The following is a 16,072-nucleotide window of genomic DNA, read 5'->3' on the forward strand; positions in this document are numbered from 1 at the left end:
TGATTAATGAGGAATAACAACGTTTGGATAGTTCTGTTTTAGATAGTTACTTAGTACATCCACCACGAGCGGACCAGGCTCGACCGATCTCCCTTGTTTAAATGCAGTAAACTCATCTCCTCCATCAGCTAAATAATCACTAATAGCAACTTCATATTCTTTAGTAGGTTGAAGATCGTGCCCATTCATATCTTTCAGCTCAACAATACGTTTGCCAATAGGGGCATTTAAATCATAACTGTACGTTATACCAACGGCTTGCAGCATGTCATTCTCCTGACCTATTCTCCACTGCTGCTCTAAAGCAAGTTTTATTTGCGCTCCAGTTAAGGTTACCTTATTTACATGATTACCAAAAGGCAAGGCGGTATAAAGATTTTCTAAAGAAACATTCCCCTTCTTTAAGCTTTCCCTCATTTCACCTTGATGAACAAAGGCTATTTCTGTTCCCATCGTTTTTCTCTCCGATTCCGCAATCATTTTTGCAAGAGGCGATTCACCTTTTGCGTCTGGAATTCGGCTTATATCTTCCGAAATAGCACCTACAATCGTATTAAAATTACTGCCTAGCTTATTCTGATACTTTTTTAGAAGTTCTATCGTTTCTTGATCTGGTTGAAATTGATTATGTGCTGTAAGGATAATCTTTGCTTCTTTCCTGACGATATCTTTTGTTTTGCGATCAATGGTAATGTTTACTTGTGTAAAAGCTTTGCCATAGGAATATGCCTGAACAATAAGCTTACCGTCTACAACGGTGTTGGCGTAGTCATGACTGTGCCTTGCCCAGCAAAAATCACATCAACCTCTTTATCGATTTTTGGAGCCATCTGAGTTAATGCATCCGTCGGATTTGTCCCTTGCTGATCCGATTTCGCTGAGACATGTGCGAGTACAACAATAGCTTTGATTCCTTTTTCTTTTAATAGCTTAACTGTTCGATTAATCGCAGAAACTTCATCGGTAACTTCTATTTCCTTTCGATTTTCGGGAAGGACGTAGAGATTGGTCTCAGTTGTAACCGCACCAATAAAGCCAATCTTAACTCCATCAATTTGTTTGATCACATATGGTGGTAATAAGGGAGTTCCCGTATTTTTATCGATGATATTTGCTGAAATATAAGAGGCAGTGGAACCCGGAAAATATCCTGTTTTTTCATTAAATCCTCCATAAATAAGACGCTTCATCTCATTTACTCCATGATCTAATTCATGGTTACCAGGTGTTCCGACATCAAAGTGAAGTTGATTGAGAAATTCAATGGTAGGTTCATCATGAAATTGAGAAGAAATTGGCGGACTCCCACCCACCATGTCACCTGCATGAACAAGAATGGTATTGGAGTTTTCTTGTTTATATTTTTTTAAATAGGCAGCAAGGAACTCGGCCCCTCCTGTTTTCACTCCAGATACACTTTGATACTTGTCTAATTGACCATGAAAGTCATTGACGCCTAACAATTGAACATGAAGGTAGTTGTTGACAGACGCTTGAGAGCTTGCAGGTTGAATTGAAGTGGTTTGATTGGATGAGAATGCTGTTAATCCAAAGGAACTCGAAATGATAAATACAAAGATGGACAAAGAAGATACGACCTGAAATTTTGACAACTTCCGATCCCTCCTTCTGAGATGTAACTTCATAATACCTCCGAATTATAATTTCCATATAAAGGGTTCGTAAAATTTTTATTAAAAAGGAAAGATTGAAAGAGGCCCCCGAGGGGAATGTCATCTTTCCCCCTCATCTTTTCAATCCTATGTATTCGCATTTGCTTCCTGCAGCTTCCTTTTGAATAAAAATCCACTCCCCCATAGTAACAATGGAAGCCCAAACGCTACCGATAAAGAGAAAACTACCCATGGGCCTTCAAGAAAATTCATCGCCCGAGTATGGTCGATGATGATCCAATATGCAGCCCCATTAAGGATTAATCCAACTGGAATAATGACTGTTCGGTAACTTTTCAGGTTAAAAATCGAACCAACTGCCCGACATGCACAAAATAAGCAGATGGACATTTGTACAAGAAGCGAGAAGGCAAAGAAAACAACCATAAACAGTTCATAACGTTGAATAAACTGGCCAATATGTGCACTTCGTGCCATTTGCATACATGCAACAATATATTGTTTGGTGACTTCAGGGGATAAAACGGCCGCTTCTAAAATAGGCCATTGTAAGACCAATAATCCTCCAATAAGGATTCCTGCAATTCCAGACCTTGTCCATGTATTATTATCTTTCACATTTGGAAGGATCACCCCTGCCATGATTGTTGCCATTGCCCAATCGGTATCATTTTGTCTGCTTGCCCATATAGTACGCCAAAATCCTGATTCCAATATGGGCAGTAGTTCTTTACTATCAAATTCCTTAATGGTGCCAAACATAAGCAAAATATTAAAGACAATAATAAAAAACACACCAACAAACGCTAGGCGGCCTATTACTTCAAGTCCCGAAAAAACACCATAACATCCTATCAGGAATGAGACTACAAGAAAAAGATAAGCAGGCATTTCCGGTAAAAAATAATCCATTAAATGATAAACATACGTAATCATTACCGTAAAATAGGCCCCTGTAAAAAAGAGAAAAAGAATCAAAGCAACAATTTTCCCTGCCCATTTTCCTATCAATTTTTCCGTATGTCCCATAAAATCTAATTTCGGAGCCCGACGAATCACCAATGTAGTCATTACCATCATGATACATCCTTGTATGGTAGAAAAAATTGTGGCAGTCCACATATCACCACCAACTTCACGTGCCATGATCCCCTGAGTTAACCCAAGAGCCTTTGAATATACCATATTAATAATTAATGCCAATAGCATGCCATTGGAAATCTGTATCTTCACTATTTATTACCTCCCTTCTCTGAAATAGTAGGTAGTTTTAATAAAACCGGACTGTTTATATGTGCTTGGACGCTGACGTTAATTTTCACACGACTAAATTCTTGATCCCAATTTTTTTGCAGCTTCTTCCATTCGGCTGGATATCTATTTTCAAACACTTCACCTAATTTTAGAAAATCAATTTTATATTTTTTCTGGGCTTGATTAATAACACCTTGTAACTCATTTTGAAGCTCTTTTTTTAATTCTTCCTCTAAGGTTTTTTTCATATTTTCAAAAGGAATCGTACAACTTGACTCGACAAGGTCAGCATTAGCCGTTAACATCACACTAAATTCCGGCTTGCCGCTTCTATAGAAAGGCTTGACTTGAAATTTTTGATGTTTAAGCTCAAGAGATACTTTTTTAGTTGAATTTTCCGATGCACCAGGACATGGGAGAGGCACGACAGCAGAATCTACTTTTTCAATAAAAAAAAGCAAACCTCGCGATTGAATGGGACTTAACCAACCTGCCAATTTATCACGATGAAAAACAGCACTTCCAGACAGTTCAATCTGTTCGATTGAACCAAACTGTTCCGGCTTTTTGTTCGAAATGCCGCGTTTTCGCAGCTGCATTTTTGCTAATACAGGATGAGTACTCTTACTTAAAAAAGATTCTTCAAATCTCATGACATTTGTCCGCGGTGCTTCGGCGACAATCTCGTTATAACGAAATAATTTATCTACCGCTTCCCCAGGAACCACTTCTAATCCTGTAACAGTAGAAACTAAGTCAGCTGCTTTATTTGGTGTAGCCACAACCCAAGTGTTCATTCGGGTTTCATGATTTCTTGTGAAAAAGTCAAGAATATCTCTTACCCCCCTTTTGGCTACATCCTCATTAATCACAATGATAAAATTTTGGGCCCAAAATACTCTACGTGATACAAAGCGGCCTAAATTTCTCATCGCCGCAAAAATACTCTCTCCTTCTGCCGTCGCTGAATAAATAGGTTCTCCTGTGGCGCCTGATGGTGCACCTGTCTGACCTCTCGCATCTGCCGGGCGTACCATCTGAGCTGTAATTTGAATGGTGCCCGGCTTTTTGCCTTTATCAAACCCTACAGCCGTAACCATGGCTAATTCATTAATTTCTCTCTTCCCACAGCCGAACAATAACAAAGGAAGTAAACAAACGATGATCCATCGGGATTTTTTATTCTTCACTTTGGTTATTCCTCCCCATCCTTAATCCCTTTTCAGGTTGCCCGTTTGAATCTGAAGCAGGAGGCATCGGCATTTGATTTTTCCCTTGCCGATTACCCTTCCCTTTTGCCAGACGGGGGAGCTTATCCATTGCCCAAATTGGCGGGCGAACGATGATATCCTTTTGGTCGGAAGGAATAAATGGTGTAACTGGTGCAAGATAAGACAAACCAAATGAACGAAGGGAAAGGACATGAATGGTAAGAGCAAAAAAAATAGCGGCAAATCCTAATAAACCTAAAGTCCCCGAAGCAATTAACAGGGGGAAGCGAAGAACTCGAATCGAAAAGGAGGCCGCATAATTTGGGATGGCAAAGGAAGCAATTCCTGTAATCGCCACCACAATAACAATAGAAGGTGACACAAGTCCCGCCTGAACAGCAGCTTGACCAATAACAAGCGATCCAACGATACTCACAGCAGAGCCAATCGATTTCGGCATTCGCAACCCGGCTTCTTTGATAAATTCAAAAACAATCTCCATCATTAAACATTCTAAGAGAGCGGGGAACGGAACAACTTCTTTCCCAGAAGCAATTGTAAAGGCAAGGGCCGTCGGAATCATTTCTTGATGAAAAGAAACCAGCATGACATATATAGATGGAAGTACAAGGCTGATCATAAACGCAATAAAACGAATAATTCGGAAGAAAGAGCCAGACCAATATCGAGAGTAATAATCATCAGATGCTTGTATATATTCCCAAAAACTTGTTGGAACGATGAGTACGAAAGGTGTATTATCTACAAAAATAGCAACTCGGCCCTCTAAAAGGGAAGCAGCCACCTTATCAGGTCTTTCTGTACTTTGAATCGTTGGAAACGGTGACAACGGTGCATCTTCGATTAATTCTTCAATATAACCACTCTCTAATATTCCATCAATCTTAATACTTTGAAGTCTGTTCTTTACTTCATTTACAAGGTTTTCCTTTACAGTTCCTTCTATATACGCAATATTGATATCTGTTCTTGTTTTCGTTCCAATGACCATTGGGTCAAAACGTAATAACGGGTCACGAATTCTTCTGCGAACATGGGCGGTATTTGTTCGAATGTTTTCGGTAAAACCATCGCGGGGACCTCTGACAACTGCTTCTGCCTCAGGCGGGCTTATACTTCTAGTTTCCCAGCCTTTTGTCGATACAACTAATGCCTCATTACAGTAATCGATTAATAGTAGTGTGTCTCCGGAAAGAATGGCATCGACGCCTTCCTGAAATGTTGAAATTTCCTTAATACCGCTGTTAACCATTAAGTGCGTCTTTAATTTTTCTGTCAAATGACGACCTGAAATGGCTTTTTCCAATCGAGGACTGAGAATTACGAGAGATTTCAATATTTTTTGGATGTTGATTTCATTAACTAATCCCTCCGTGTAAAAACAAGCACCTTGGCATTCTTTTTCACCTTGAAAGACAAAATCTCTTTTATGGAAATCAACACTTGGCTGGATAATTTTTTTGATGATTCCTACATTTTCATTTAAATGGAAATGAAAATGTTCTTGAAGCAGCTGGTCAATTTCTTGTTGTACAGGTTTAGAATCAGGGACTGACACGACCCATTCCCCCTTTCCATTTTTAACCGTGTTCTTTTCTTTTTTCCAAAGTGCAAGAGAATTATTCGTTTTTTAGAATGAATAAAAAGTAAATGGGAAAAATGTTTGAATAGTTAAGCAAGGGGGAAAGCTCTGTGGACTTTTATCATAACTGGCTATACGAATACATCCTAAATACAAATTGGTTCATTTGGATTATCATCATTTTGGTTATGGGAGGAAATATCGTTTCACCCATTCTCTTATGGTTTTTGATGAGCGGAAAGAAAATCCCTTTTTTCAATAAAAACAAACAACAGGATACAGCAGGTGTAAAACAAGAGTAAAAATGAGAAATTATTATTAAAAAAAAACAACTGACCTAATAACAGATCAGTTGTTTTATGTATGGATTGATTAATACCAAATTTTGCAAATAATCATAAAACTGTATCGATATAATTCCCATGACCCTTAATAATCGTAATCCCTTGCTTTTCTAACTCTTTCCATATTTTCCGATCAAGTTGAAATGGACCTCTTTTTTGCAATGAATTAACTTCGTTTTCAGATAATTTAACATGGTAATAGTGATCTTCTTTTTTTACCATTATTTCATAGTATGATAGTTTCAATAAAAAAACTTCGTAATTGTGATCCCATTCTATCAATTGCTGTTCGATTTCCTCAACAACATGCTTGATAAACTCTTCACCGCTATGATTATTAGACATATATCCTCTAGCAAACCCGTTTATATTCATGCCCATTTCTCCCCTTTTGTTCTGTGGAAAATACCTGAGCCAGTTCTCTCGTCCACTCTTAATACCCATTTAATTACCTTTATTATACAACCAGAAAACTTTACCAAACAACTTTTATTCCAAACATTTTCGGTTCGACATTATATATTTTCCTCTTATTTACAATAAATAAGAGATAATCGGCAAATGGGAAATTTTATAAAATTACAAATTATAATACTATTAAAATTTTTTGAGTTGACAAACATTGAATATTAACAATATTATAGAATTGTCGAATATATTGATATATTAACTGGATGGGGGTTTTATTTTGTTTACTAAAAAAATGTACGGGTCGCTATTACTAGCAGGGGTACTGACAACAGGTTTGTTGGCTGGTTGCGGCAGCAGTTCTAGTAAGACTGCATCAACTGATACTGCAAAGAAGGATACATCTTCAGCACAAACAATTAAAGTTGCAGCTGATACTACTTTTCCTCCATTTGAATCTGAAAAGGATGGAAAAGTCCAAGGGTTTGACATTGATATGATCAATGCAATTGCAAAGAAAGAAAATCTTAAAGTTGACCTTTCTACCATGCAATTCACTGGACTCATACCAGCCCTACAAGCTAAATCAATTGATGTAGCCGTTGCGGGAATCACGATTAAGAAAAGCCGCTTAGCAGCTGTTGACTTTTCCAATGCTTACTACAAATCCGGGATTTCTGTCCTTACAAAAAAAAGCACATCTGCTAAAAGCTTAGATGACCTTAAAACAAAACTTGTTGCAACGAAAAAAGGGACATCCTCTGTTGATTTGTTAAAGTCTAAAGGAATTCCAGAGCAGAACATTAAGCAATACGACAATATCAACGATGCTTATAGTGCTCTTGCCAGTGGCGGTGCAGATGCTGTTGTCTTTGATACTCCAGTGAACCAAGATTATGCAAATACTCATAAGGATGTACATGCAATCCAGTCGATTCCAACTGGAGAGTATTACGGAATCGCTGTTGTAAAAAGTAATCCAGATTTATTGAAAAAAATCAATGACGGTTTAAAGGCAATTAAAGACGATGGCCAATATGCTAAACTATTTGACAAATACTTTGGCGGGGATAAGAGTGGAGTTGTTAACGAAGAGCTTGCTCCAGATAAAGCTGCTTTAGACGAGTAAATATTCACTGCTAATTTTAAACATTCATAGGGCGTAGCTCTCATGTGCTACGCCTATACGTTTAGGAAAAATATATTATTCTAATAAAATATTTACTAATTTTCTAAACCCAACTTGATTCATACATCGGTCTTTTAGGCCCGCCACTCGGTGAGTTATTTCTATCATAAAGGGGGTATATTCCTTTGAATTCTTGGAGTATTATGGAACACGCTTTCCCTCAATTATTGCACGGTTTGGGGAGAACGGTTGAATTTTCTTTGATCGCTATTATATTTGCTAGTATTATCGGACTTATTGCTGCATTATGCAAGCTTTCTCGTTTTAAAGTGTTAAGGGGAATCAGCTGGGTATATGTTGAAATATTCCGCGGAACCCCGTTATTAGTACAATTACTTTTTATCGCATTAGGATTGCCAACGATTATTCCATTAAATAAATGGTTTGGATCAGATGTTTATCCTTATATCGCTGCAGCAATCGGACTCGCTTTAAATGAAGGAGCTTATATTACTGAAATTATCCGCGCAGGTATTTTAGGCGTGGACCGCGGGCAAAGTGAAGCGGCACATAGTATTGGTATGACTCGCACACAGGCGATGATTCATATTATTTTGCCGCAGGCCTTTAAGAGAATGATTCCACCATTGGTCAATCAATTTGCACAAACAATCAAGGATACATCATTGTTAGCTCCGATTGCGATCGTTGAACTGCTGTACACGGGCAAATTATTATCGCTGAAAACTTTGCTGGTTTTCAAATTTATGGTGAAGTAGCCATTTTGTATCTTGTCGTAATTTTCTCACTTACACGCTTTGCCGGCTATCTAGAGAGGAGGTTGCAAATTGATAAACGTTGAACATTTAAAAAAATCGTTTGGTCATATTGAAGTCTTAAAAGATGTGACGGTTGAAATCCAGCCGCAGGAAGTGGTTGTCGTAATCGGACCTTCCGGCAGTGGAAAAAGTACCTTTCTCCGCTGCTTAAATGGGCTGGAACAAGCAACAGGTGGAACAATCACGATCTCTGGTACAGAAATCACCCACTCAAAAGTCAATATCCACAAAGTTTGCCAAAAAGTCGGGATGGTTTTTCAACGATTTAACTTGTTCCATCATTTAACGGTGCTTGATAATATTACAATGGGCCCACGTAAAGTATTAAAAATGCCAAAAGAAGAAAGTGAGAAGTTTGCCCGTCAGCTTCTCGAAAAAGTTGGATTGGCACATAAAGAAAATAGCTATCCAGATGAGTTATCCGGAGGTCAGCAGCAGCGGGTTGCGATTGCCCGTGCGCTTGCAATGAAACCAGAAGTCATGTTATTTGATGAACCGACTTCAGCACTGGATCCCGAGATGGTGGGAGAAGTGTTAAAGGTTATGCAGGACTTGGCAAAAGAAGGCATGACCATGGTTGTCGTAACCCATGAAATGGGCTTTGCCAAAGAAGTCGGCGACCGAGTGTTATTTATGGATGAAGGTACCATTATTGAACAAGGAAAACCTGAAGAGATGTTTCGATCACCAAAGAGCGAGAGAACAAAAAGTTTTCTTGGCAAGATATTACATTAAAAATCATGATTTAAAAAAGATGATCGGCATTTTCGAAAAAAACCGAAATGCCGATCATCTTTTTAATTTTGCTATTGTAATTGTGGAACTTTCTTTATTTCCTTTTTACGAACAGGAACGGTCTCCTCACCATTTGGTTTGCTGTTCCGTATAAAGAAAGACAAAATAAAAGCTGCGATCGTCAGATAGGTTGCAACCATAAAGGCGTCATTAATTCCCATAACCGTTCCTTGCTTAATTGCCAAAGCCATATGAACCTTATCGGTCGGTAAGATTGCGTTTTGTTTCATGATCGTTTTAAGATGGCTTTCTCCGTTATTCGTCATAATGGAAACAAAAAAGGCCATTCCCACTGCTCCAGCCACCATCCGGAGTGTATTAACCATGGCGGTACCATATTTATTCAAACTAAGACCTAGATCGTTAAGACCAGCCGTAAAGATTGGCATCATCAAGATTGACATTCCAAACATTCTGACTGTATAAACCCATAATACGTAGGAAAATGGAGTGTTCGTTTGGAGCCTTGTCAGAGCAAATGTAGTTAAAATGGTAATGGCTAACCCGATAATTGCTAGCCATCTAGCTCCAAATTTATCAAATAGCTTTCCTGTAATTGGCGACATGATCCCCATCACTACACCGCCTGGTAACATCATAAACCCTGCTTCGAGCGGGCTAAAGCCATGAATGGTCTGCATATAGATTGGCATTAGAATCATTCCCGAAAACATCGCCATTGTAACAATGACGTTAATAACGGTTGTTAACGTAAACATCTTGTATTTGAAAATCCGAAATTCAAGAAGAGGATGATGAACAGTCAGCTGGCGCCAAACGAACAAAATTAAACTAACACCACCAATAATAAACAAGCTGACTACCTCTGGATCCCTCCACCCTTTCGTACCTCCTGTAGCAAAGCTATAGAGAATTCCGCCAAAGCCAATCGTTGATAAAATTACCCCAAGGACATCCAGCTTCGGCCGGCTCGTTTCTGTTACGTTTTTTACAAGAAAAATAGCAATAATAAAGTCCAAAAGTGCAATTGGGGCAATCACATAGAAGATCAAGCGCCATGAATAGGTCTCAATAATCCATCCAGCCCATGTTGGTCCTACCGCTGGTGCAAAGTTCAACGCTACCCCAAAAATCCCCATTGCAAACCCGCGTCGCACAATAGGAAATATCGTGAAAATCACATTTGTTATTAATGGAAAAAGGATCCCTGCGCCGATTGCCTGGACCACTCGAGCCATTAATAAAATGGGAAATGTAGCTGCTGTTGCACAGATAAAGGTTCCGATGGCAAATACACCCATGGAAAAAAGGAACAACTGCCTTGTTGTAAATCGTTCCATTAAAAAAGCCGTAATGGGAATGACGATTCCGTTTGTTAACATGAAAATCGTACTCAGCCAATTGGCAGTAACGGCGGAAATTTTAAAATAATCCATGATTTGGGGCAGTGCTACATTTATGACCGTTTGATTTAAAAACGCAACAAAAGCACCCGCGAGCATGACTGCAAATATTGGTGCTGTTCGTATTGCTATCTTTGAAACTTTCGTGTTGACCAAAAAAATTCCTCCTTGAGGGCGCTGATAAAGTACTTGATGATATTTTTCATATATATTATGTTCAAGCCATTTTTTAAATATAATTTGTCCTCTGATTGAGTGCAAGCAAAGTGGCTTGAGGAAAGAAAAATTATTTTAATTTCCTTCGTGTAAAATCTGTTAAAATATAGGAAGCATCACATCATTTCTATTCTAAGGAGATGGCTTTATGGTAACAGGCATGATTATCCCTATAATTGCGATCTTTTTATTAATCATTCTTTTTTTCAGCACGATTCGGATTATTCAGCAATACGAGCAAGCAGTCGTCCTTCGTTTAGGACGCTATTCCAGATCGCTTGAGCCTGGCATCCATTTTATTATCCCGCTCATTGAAAGTGTACGAAAAATTGATATGCGGATTCGAGTAGAAAATGTTGAAAATCAAGACATTATTACCAAAGACAGTGTCCCGGTTACCTTGAATGCAGTTGTTTACTATCAAGTTGTGAATGCCCAAAAAGCGCTTCTTGATGTTGAAAACTACCGAAAAGCCACTTCAACCTTAGCTCAAACGATACTTCGTTCAAACTTGGGTGCACACACGATGTCAGAAATGCTGACCGAACAAAAGAAATTAGATGATTTGCTGCGAAAAGAGCTAGATCAAGCAACAGAACCATGGGGAATTAAGGTAACGGGGGTCGAAATACGATCAATGGATCTCCCAGAAGGACTAAGACGTGCCATGGCAAAAGAGGCAGAAGCTGAACGTGAAAGAGTGGCGAAGGTTATTGCTGCTAAAGGAGAGTTTGAAGCGGCTGAAAAGCTGGCCGAAGCTGCAGAAGTCATCAGTAAGCAGCCTGCAGCGATGCAACTGCGTATGCTGCAAACCATGACAGAAATTGCTGCAGAAAAAAACAGCACTATTCTTTTCCCTTTTGACGCTACTTCAGGACTTGCAAGTTTATTTGGAAAAGAACAAAAATAAAACGAATCTTAAAAAGGTAAAGTTGATCCATATTCAACCTTACCTTTCTTTTTTATGTATTTAAATAACCTGTTTTTCCGTTTATTTCCCCTCTATTTTACACATATTATCGAAGAATGATGTTTGCGTAACTATGTTGTAACGAAGGGGTGGACGAATCATGCAATGCCCGAATTGTGACTATTCGAATCGGAAAGAAGTTAGGCTCTGTTTAAAATGCGGCCATGAATTTGCTAGCATAAACAATAACGAACAAGACCCAAACAGTTTATTTTATGAGTTTTCACAGCTTGTCGATGGGCTCCCAATGCACCAACGATCGGTTAAACCCAAATTTCAAAATATATTTTCACGAGTCTTTCGAATGCATAGTGATGTTGAAGCTGAACGACTTTTTATTGTCGGAACCTCTTTAACCACTCCCACTCTTGATGAAGTAGTGGCTACATGGCCCAAACCATGGCTTTTTACAAGAGTTTTCCTTTTCGCACTTTTCGCTTACCTTGGGTTGTACGTGGGTGTCAGTTTGTTTGGTAATATCAATTTTATCCCTGGCCTCATCATAATTGGTTCCTTTGCTGTTCCCTTTACTACACTGATTTTCTTCTGGGAAATGAACGCTCCTCAGAATATTGCCATCTATAAAATTGTTTATGTGGTGTTAATCGGGGGGATCCTCTCGTTGTTGTTGGCTGTAATATTTTATGATATTCTGCGTCATAACATCAATCCTGTCACGATTGGAATCGTCGAAGAACTTTCCAAGGTGGTTGCTGTTATCTTTTTTGTACGCCCGCTGAAATATAAATATATCCTTAATGGCTTGCTTCTAGGGGCAGCCATTGGAGTAGGTTTCGCTGCCTTTGAAACGGCAGGATATGCTTTACGGGCACTGCTTTCTAACAGCTACCACATGCTTTATTACACGATCATCTGGCGCAGTATTTTTTCTCCAGGTGGGCACGTTGCCTGGGGAGCTATAGCGGGAGCGGCACTCTGCAGGGTTCAAGGAGATTCGAAATTACAGTTTAACATGTTATTTAAGCCTAAATTTTTCCTTTTCTTTGTTTTAGTTGTGGCCTTTCATGCCCTCTGGGATTCTCCTTGGATCAGTAATTATCCAATCGGACAGCTTTTCCTCATGATCCTATCCTGGGTGATCGTTTTCAGAATGATCAAAATGGGTCTAAATGAAATTAATGAAAAGAAAAGAAATTTTACTACTACCGCAAGATAATTATTAGAGTTCATTTCTAAGATTGAAAAAAATGAAGCAGCTGCCAAAATATTTTTTGGCAGCTCTTTTTATTCTTTAGTGAAAAAGTACTAGTGAAAGTCTATGCATAAATAATTCACCAAGACGAATTCCCTATCACCTTTTACTTATTTTTTTAATTATTTTAATTTCACACAAAATAATGGTTAATATTAATTTAATTGTGTTAATATAAATAAAATTATGGCATTATTTAGTAAATGTTAGATAATCTATCATCATTTGTTAACTAACAACCATTAATTTAGTGATAATTTTGTAAAATTTTACCTCAATTTGTGACAACCATCGGCTGTGAATGAGAAAATAAGTAAACGGATGGTGAGTGCTTTGGGAAAATTTCATGATTATATCTTTCAAGGTTTTAAATATAAACTTTTTATTCCAAAAACATATAAAGCAAAGAAAGATACACCGTTAGTGGTAATGCTGCATGGCTGCGGGCAAGATCCAGATGATTTTGCTGAAGGTACAAAAATGAACGCACTTGCAGAGCAAGAAAATTTTCTTGTCCTCTACCCTAACATGAATCACCTGTTTAATCCTTCTGATCCAGCTGGTTATAACCCTTTTGGCTGCTGGAACTGGTTTTTAGATAAAAATCAGCACCGTGGGCAAGGGCACCCCAAATTAATTTTTGAAATTATTGAAGAAGTGAAAAGAGGATACCATATTGACGCAAATCAGGTGTTTGCTGCTGGTTTATCTGCTGGAGGGTCTCTAGCTTGTATCCTCGGGGTTACCTATCCTGATGTCTTTAGTGCGATCGGCATTTGTTCGGGATTAGCCTATGACGCTGCAAATGTCTTTTTTCTGACAGACCCTATGGCAGAGGATGCTAAAAAAAGTATGGAAAAAGGTGTACCTGATCCCTACGTATGCGGGAATAATGCTTTTGCCGAAATGGGAGAGTTTAAGAAAAAAATGAGAGTCATTGTATTCCATGGCATTTGTGATACAACGGTTCATCCGATAAACGGCCAGCAGGTTATCACCCAGTGGGTTCAAACCAACTTTTTGGTCGAAGGCGGCATAGGAAATGTTGAAGTAACACCTTCTAAAATCAATGCTGGTATTATCGGTGGAAAAAGCTTTACCCAGCATATTTTCAGCGACGACAGCAGTGAACCCTTATTGGAACTTTGGATGGTTGATAAAATGGGACATGTATGGTCCGGTGGAAGTCCAAATGGATCCTATACTGACCCCTCAGGTCCAAATGCTTCAGAAATAATGTGGAGGTTCTTTACTAAAAGTCAACAACTTCAGAATGAAAAAAAAGCTTCAAAACAGGTTGCAAAAAAAGATGTAGGAGCAACTTTGAACGTACAGGTTGAAACATCAAGAAACCTACCCGTTGAACTGGTCCAATTATCAGATCCTGCTTCAGCAGAACCGTTCGTTCAAATTCAGGCCCAGCCACCTTTCGATCAGCCAATCCTTTCATCAGAACTGTTACCAAACGAGATACATGTATCTGCCTCAGAGCACCCTGTCATTTCCCCAGACGATTCAGATGATATAACACCCATACACACTGAAGGGCAGTCTTCTGTTCATATGCCTATCCCATCATCAAATGATAATCAGGAAAGCAAAACAAGCATCGAATCATCGATTCAACCTGTGAATCAATCACCAGACAAACCAAAAAAGAAGATGTTTTTTACCCTTCTTTCAAAATTCACAAAAATAAAAAGATGAAATAAAGCCGCCAATTTCTGACGGCTTTTTCCTGTTAATGAAGTACGATGTCTCTTGTGAATTTTTTAAAAATCAATGTTGCATTATGACCCCCAAAGCCTAATGAATTGGATAATACAACCTCAATATCCTTCTTTTTGGCCTCATTTGGGACATAATCTAAATCAAGGTCTTCGTCCGGTGTTTCATAATTGATTGTTGGCGGGAGGATTCCTTCTTTGATGGCAAGGAGAGAAAAAATCGCTTCAATAGCACCCGCTGCCCCTAACAAATGACCTGTCATCGATTTCGTTGAACTTACTGATAAGCGATAGGAATGTTCATTGAAAACCTTTTTAATTGCGATTGTTTCATATAAATCATTATAATACGTCGATGTACCATGAGCATTGATATAATCGACTTCTTCAGGGGTAATACCGGCATCCGCCAATGCTATTTTCATTGACCGTTGTGCCCCTTCCCCTTCTGGGGCAGGCGTCGTGATATGGTGGGCATCCCCCGTCGAGCCATAGCCAATTATTTCTCCATATATTTTTGCATTTCGTGCTAACGCATGCTCTAATTCCTCTAGTATTAAAATCCCTGCTCCTTCGCCCATGACAAAACCATCACGATTCTTATCAAACGGCCTGCTTGCTTTGTTCGGATCGGGATTTTTCGAAAGTGCCGTCATATTTGAAAAACCAGCCACTGTCATTCCTGTGATGGTTGACTCTGTTCCCCCGGCGATCATAATGTCAGCATCACCATTTTGAATCGCATGGAAGGCATCACCGATGGAATTTGCACCCGAAGCACATGCTGTAACTGAACAATTGTTGATTCCTTTTGCCCCAAGTTCAATCGAAACCTGCCCTGCTGCCATATCCGGGATCAACATCGGAATCGTAAACGGATTAACCCTTCTTTGGCCTTTTTCAGTAAACTTTAGAAATTGTTCCTCGAATTCACCCAAGCCGCCAATTCCGGACCCGATCCAAACACCTACACGTTCAGGTGAAATATCCTCACCAATGCGCAGCCCTGCATCTTGAACAGCCATTTTACTTGCCGCAACTGCAAACTGAGTGAAGCGCCCGACTCTTCTCGTTTCTTTTCTATCCATGTATTCTTCCGGTGCAAAACCCTTCACTTCTGCCGCAATTTTCACATCTACTTTTTCTACATCAAACCTGGTTGCAGGGCCAATTCCAGAAACACCCTTTTTTATTTGTTCCCAAGTTGTAAAAGCATCATTTCCCAGTGGTGTGACGGCCCCAATTCCAGTAATCGCAATTCTTTTTTTCATATGATGTTCTCTGCTACTAAAAACATAAACAAATGTCATCATTTATTTATGCTAGACTTTTCCTGCTTCCACGAACCCGACCTCGCCATTTGCC

15 protein-coding genes are annotated in these 16,072 nt (G+C 39.0%); 7 read left to right on the plus strand and 8 right to left on the minus strand.

Annotated features, from left to right (window positions below; translation table 11 throughout):
* Positions 1 to 3: 3 nt before the first annotated feature.
* From RCG17_RS02625 to RCG17_RS02645, 5 genes are all read right to left on the minus strand, one after another.
* Positions 4 to 738 (minus strand): bifunctional metallophosphatase/5'-nucleotidase, encoded by a 735-nt coding sequence (locus RCG17_RS02625; RefSeq protein ID WP_308175756.1) that lies wholly within the window; start codon positions 736 to 738, stop codon positions 4 to 6.
* 11 nt (positions 739 to 749) lie between these two features.
* Entirely contained in the window at positions 750 to 1,613 is an 864-nt protein-coding gene (locus RCG17_RS02630; RefSeq protein WP_308173726.1) for a metallophosphoesterase, read from the minus strand.
* Between the two features lie 147 nt (positions 1,614 to 1,760).
* On the minus strand, positions 1,761 to 2,867 hold the full coding sequence (locus tag RCG17_RS02635) for a GerAB/ArcD/ProY family transporter (protein ID WP_308173727.1): 1,107 nt from the start codon (positions 2,865 to 2,867) through the stop codon (positions 1,761 to 1,763).
* The gene (locus RCG17_RS02640; RefSeq protein ID WP_308173728.1) at positions 2,867 to 4,078 is read right to left on the minus strand and encodes a Ger(x)C family spore germination protein; all 1,212 of its coding nucleotides are present in this window, start codon (positions 4,076 to 4,078) and stop codon (positions 2,867 to 2,869) included. The genes RCG17_RS02635 and RCG17_RS02640 overlap by 1 nt, the downstream gene beginning before the upstream one ends.
* Entirely contained in the window at positions 4,068 to 5,678 is a 1,611-nt protein-coding gene (locus RCG17_RS02645; RefSeq protein WP_308173729.1) for a spore germination protein, read from the minus strand. Before RCG17_RS02645 ends, RCG17_RS02640 begins: the two co-directional genes overlap by 11 nt.
* 134 nt (positions 5,679 to 5,812) lie before the next feature.
* On the opposite strand from RCG17_RS02645, the gene RCG17_RS02650 reads away from it, so the two are divergent.
* Positions 5,813 to 6,004 (plus strand): hypothetical protein, encoded by a 192-nt coding sequence (locus RCG17_RS02650; RefSeq protein ID WP_308173730.1) that lies wholly within the window; start codon positions 5,813 to 5,815, stop codon positions 6,002 to 6,004.
* 93 nt (positions 6,005 to 6,097) lie between these two features.
* Here RCG17_RS02650 and RCG17_RS02655 read toward each other — a convergent pair whose 3' ends face one another.
* Positions 6,098 to 6,421, minus strand: coding sequence for a hypothetical protein (locus RCG17_RS02655; RefSeq protein WP_308173731.1), 324 nt, complete (start codon positions 6,419 to 6,421; stop codon positions 6,098 to 6,100).
* Between the two features lie 313 nt (positions 6,422 to 6,734).
* Here RCG17_RS02655 and RCG17_RS02660 point away from each other — a divergent pair, with 313 nt between their 5' ends.
* From RCG17_RS02660 to RCG17_RS02670, 3 genes are all read left to right on the plus strand, one after another.
* A complete protein-coding gene (locus RCG17_RS02660; protein ID WP_308173732.1) occupies positions 6,735 to 7,583 on the plus strand; it encodes a basic amino acid ABC transporter substrate-binding protein in 849 nt (282 codons plus the stop codon).
* Positions 7,584 to 7,768: 185 nt separating this feature from the next.
* Entirely contained in the window at positions 7,769 to 8,362 is a 594-nt protein-coding gene (locus RCG17_RS02665) for an amino acid ABC transporter permease (protein ID WP_308173733.1), read from the plus strand.
* A gap of 69 nt (positions 8,363 to 8,431) precedes the next feature.
* Positions 8,432 to 9,157: an amino acid ABC transporter ATP-binding protein gene (locus RCG17_RS02670; RefSeq protein WP_308173734.1), complete on the plus strand. Its 726-nt coding sequence runs from the start codon at positions 8,432 to 8,434 to the stop codon at positions 9,155 to 9,157.
* 71 nt (positions 9,158 to 9,228) lie between these two features.
* On the opposite strand, the gene RCG17_RS02675 is transcribed toward RCG17_RS02670, so the two are convergent.
* A complete protein-coding gene (locus RCG17_RS02675) occupies positions 9,229 to 10,680 on the minus strand; it encodes a DHA2 family efflux MFS transporter permease subunit (protein ID WP_308175757.1) in 1,452 nt (483 codons plus the stop codon).
* A gap of 265 nt (positions 10,681 to 10,945) precedes the next feature.
* Between RCG17_RS02675 and RCG17_RS02680 the strand changes: the two genes are divergently transcribed.
* The 3 genes from RCG17_RS02680 to RCG17_RS02690 all read left to right on the plus strand — a co-directional run bounded on the left by RCG17_RS02680 (position 10,946) and on the right by RCG17_RS02690 (position 14,687).
* The gene (locus tag RCG17_RS02680; RefSeq protein WP_308173735.1) at positions 10,946 to 11,707 is read left to right on the plus strand and encodes an SPFH domain-containing protein; all 762 of its coding nucleotides are present in this window, start codon (positions 10,946 to 10,948) and stop codon (positions 11,705 to 11,707) included.
* Between the two features lie 160 nt (positions 11,708 to 11,867).
* Positions 11,868 to 12,944: a PrsW family intramembrane metalloprotease gene (locus RCG17_RS02685; RefSeq protein WP_308173736.1), complete on the plus strand. Its 1,077-nt coding sequence runs from the start codon at positions 11,868 to 11,870 to the stop codon at positions 12,942 to 12,944.
* 369 nt (positions 12,945 to 13,313) lie between these two features.
* Entirely contained in the window at positions 13,314 to 14,687 is a 1,374-nt protein-coding gene (locus RCG17_RS02690) for an extracellular catalytic domain type 1 short-chain-length polyhydroxyalkanoate depolymerase (RefSeq protein ID WP_308173737.1), read from the plus strand.
* A 34-nt stretch (positions 14,688 to 14,721) separates the two neighbouring features.
* Here the strand turns inward: RCG17_RS02690 and fabF are convergent, their stop codons facing one another.
* Positions 14,722 to 15,978 (minus strand): beta-ketoacyl-ACP synthase II, encoded by a 1,257-nt coding sequence (gene fabF, locus RCG17_RS02695; RefSeq protein WP_308173738.1) that lies wholly within the window; start codon positions 15,976 to 15,978, stop codon positions 14,722 to 14,724.
* Positions 15,979 to 16,072 lie beyond the last annotated feature (94 nt).

Source organism: Neobacillus sp. PS3-12 (genome assembly GCF_030915385.1).
Taxonomy (GTDB): domain Bacteria; phylum Bacillota; class Bacilli; order Bacillales; family Cytobacillaceae; genus JAEVLT01.

Excerpts from the sequence above, each read along its gene's own strand:
- RCG17_RS02680 (WP_308173735.1), top strand. The coding sequence starts at position 10,946 with ATGGTAACAGGCATGATTATCCCTATAATTGCGATCTTTTTATTAATC.
- RCG17_RS02685 (WP_308173736.1), top strand. The coding sequence starts at position 11,868 with ATGCAATGCCCGAATTGTGACTATTCGAATCGGAAAGAAGTTAGGCTC.
- RCG17_RS02675 (WP_308175757.1), bottom strand. The coding sequence starts at position 10,680 with ATGCTCGCGGGTGCTTTTGTTGCGTTTTTAAATCAAACGGTCATAAAT.
- fabF (WP_308173738.1), bottom strand. The coding sequence starts at position 15,978 with ATGAAAAAAAGAATTGCGATTACTGGAATTGGGGCCGTCACACCACTG.
- RCG17_RS02655 (WP_308173731.1), bottom strand. The coding sequence starts at position 6,421 with ATGAATATAAACGGGTTTGCTAGAGGATATATGTCTAATAATCATAGC.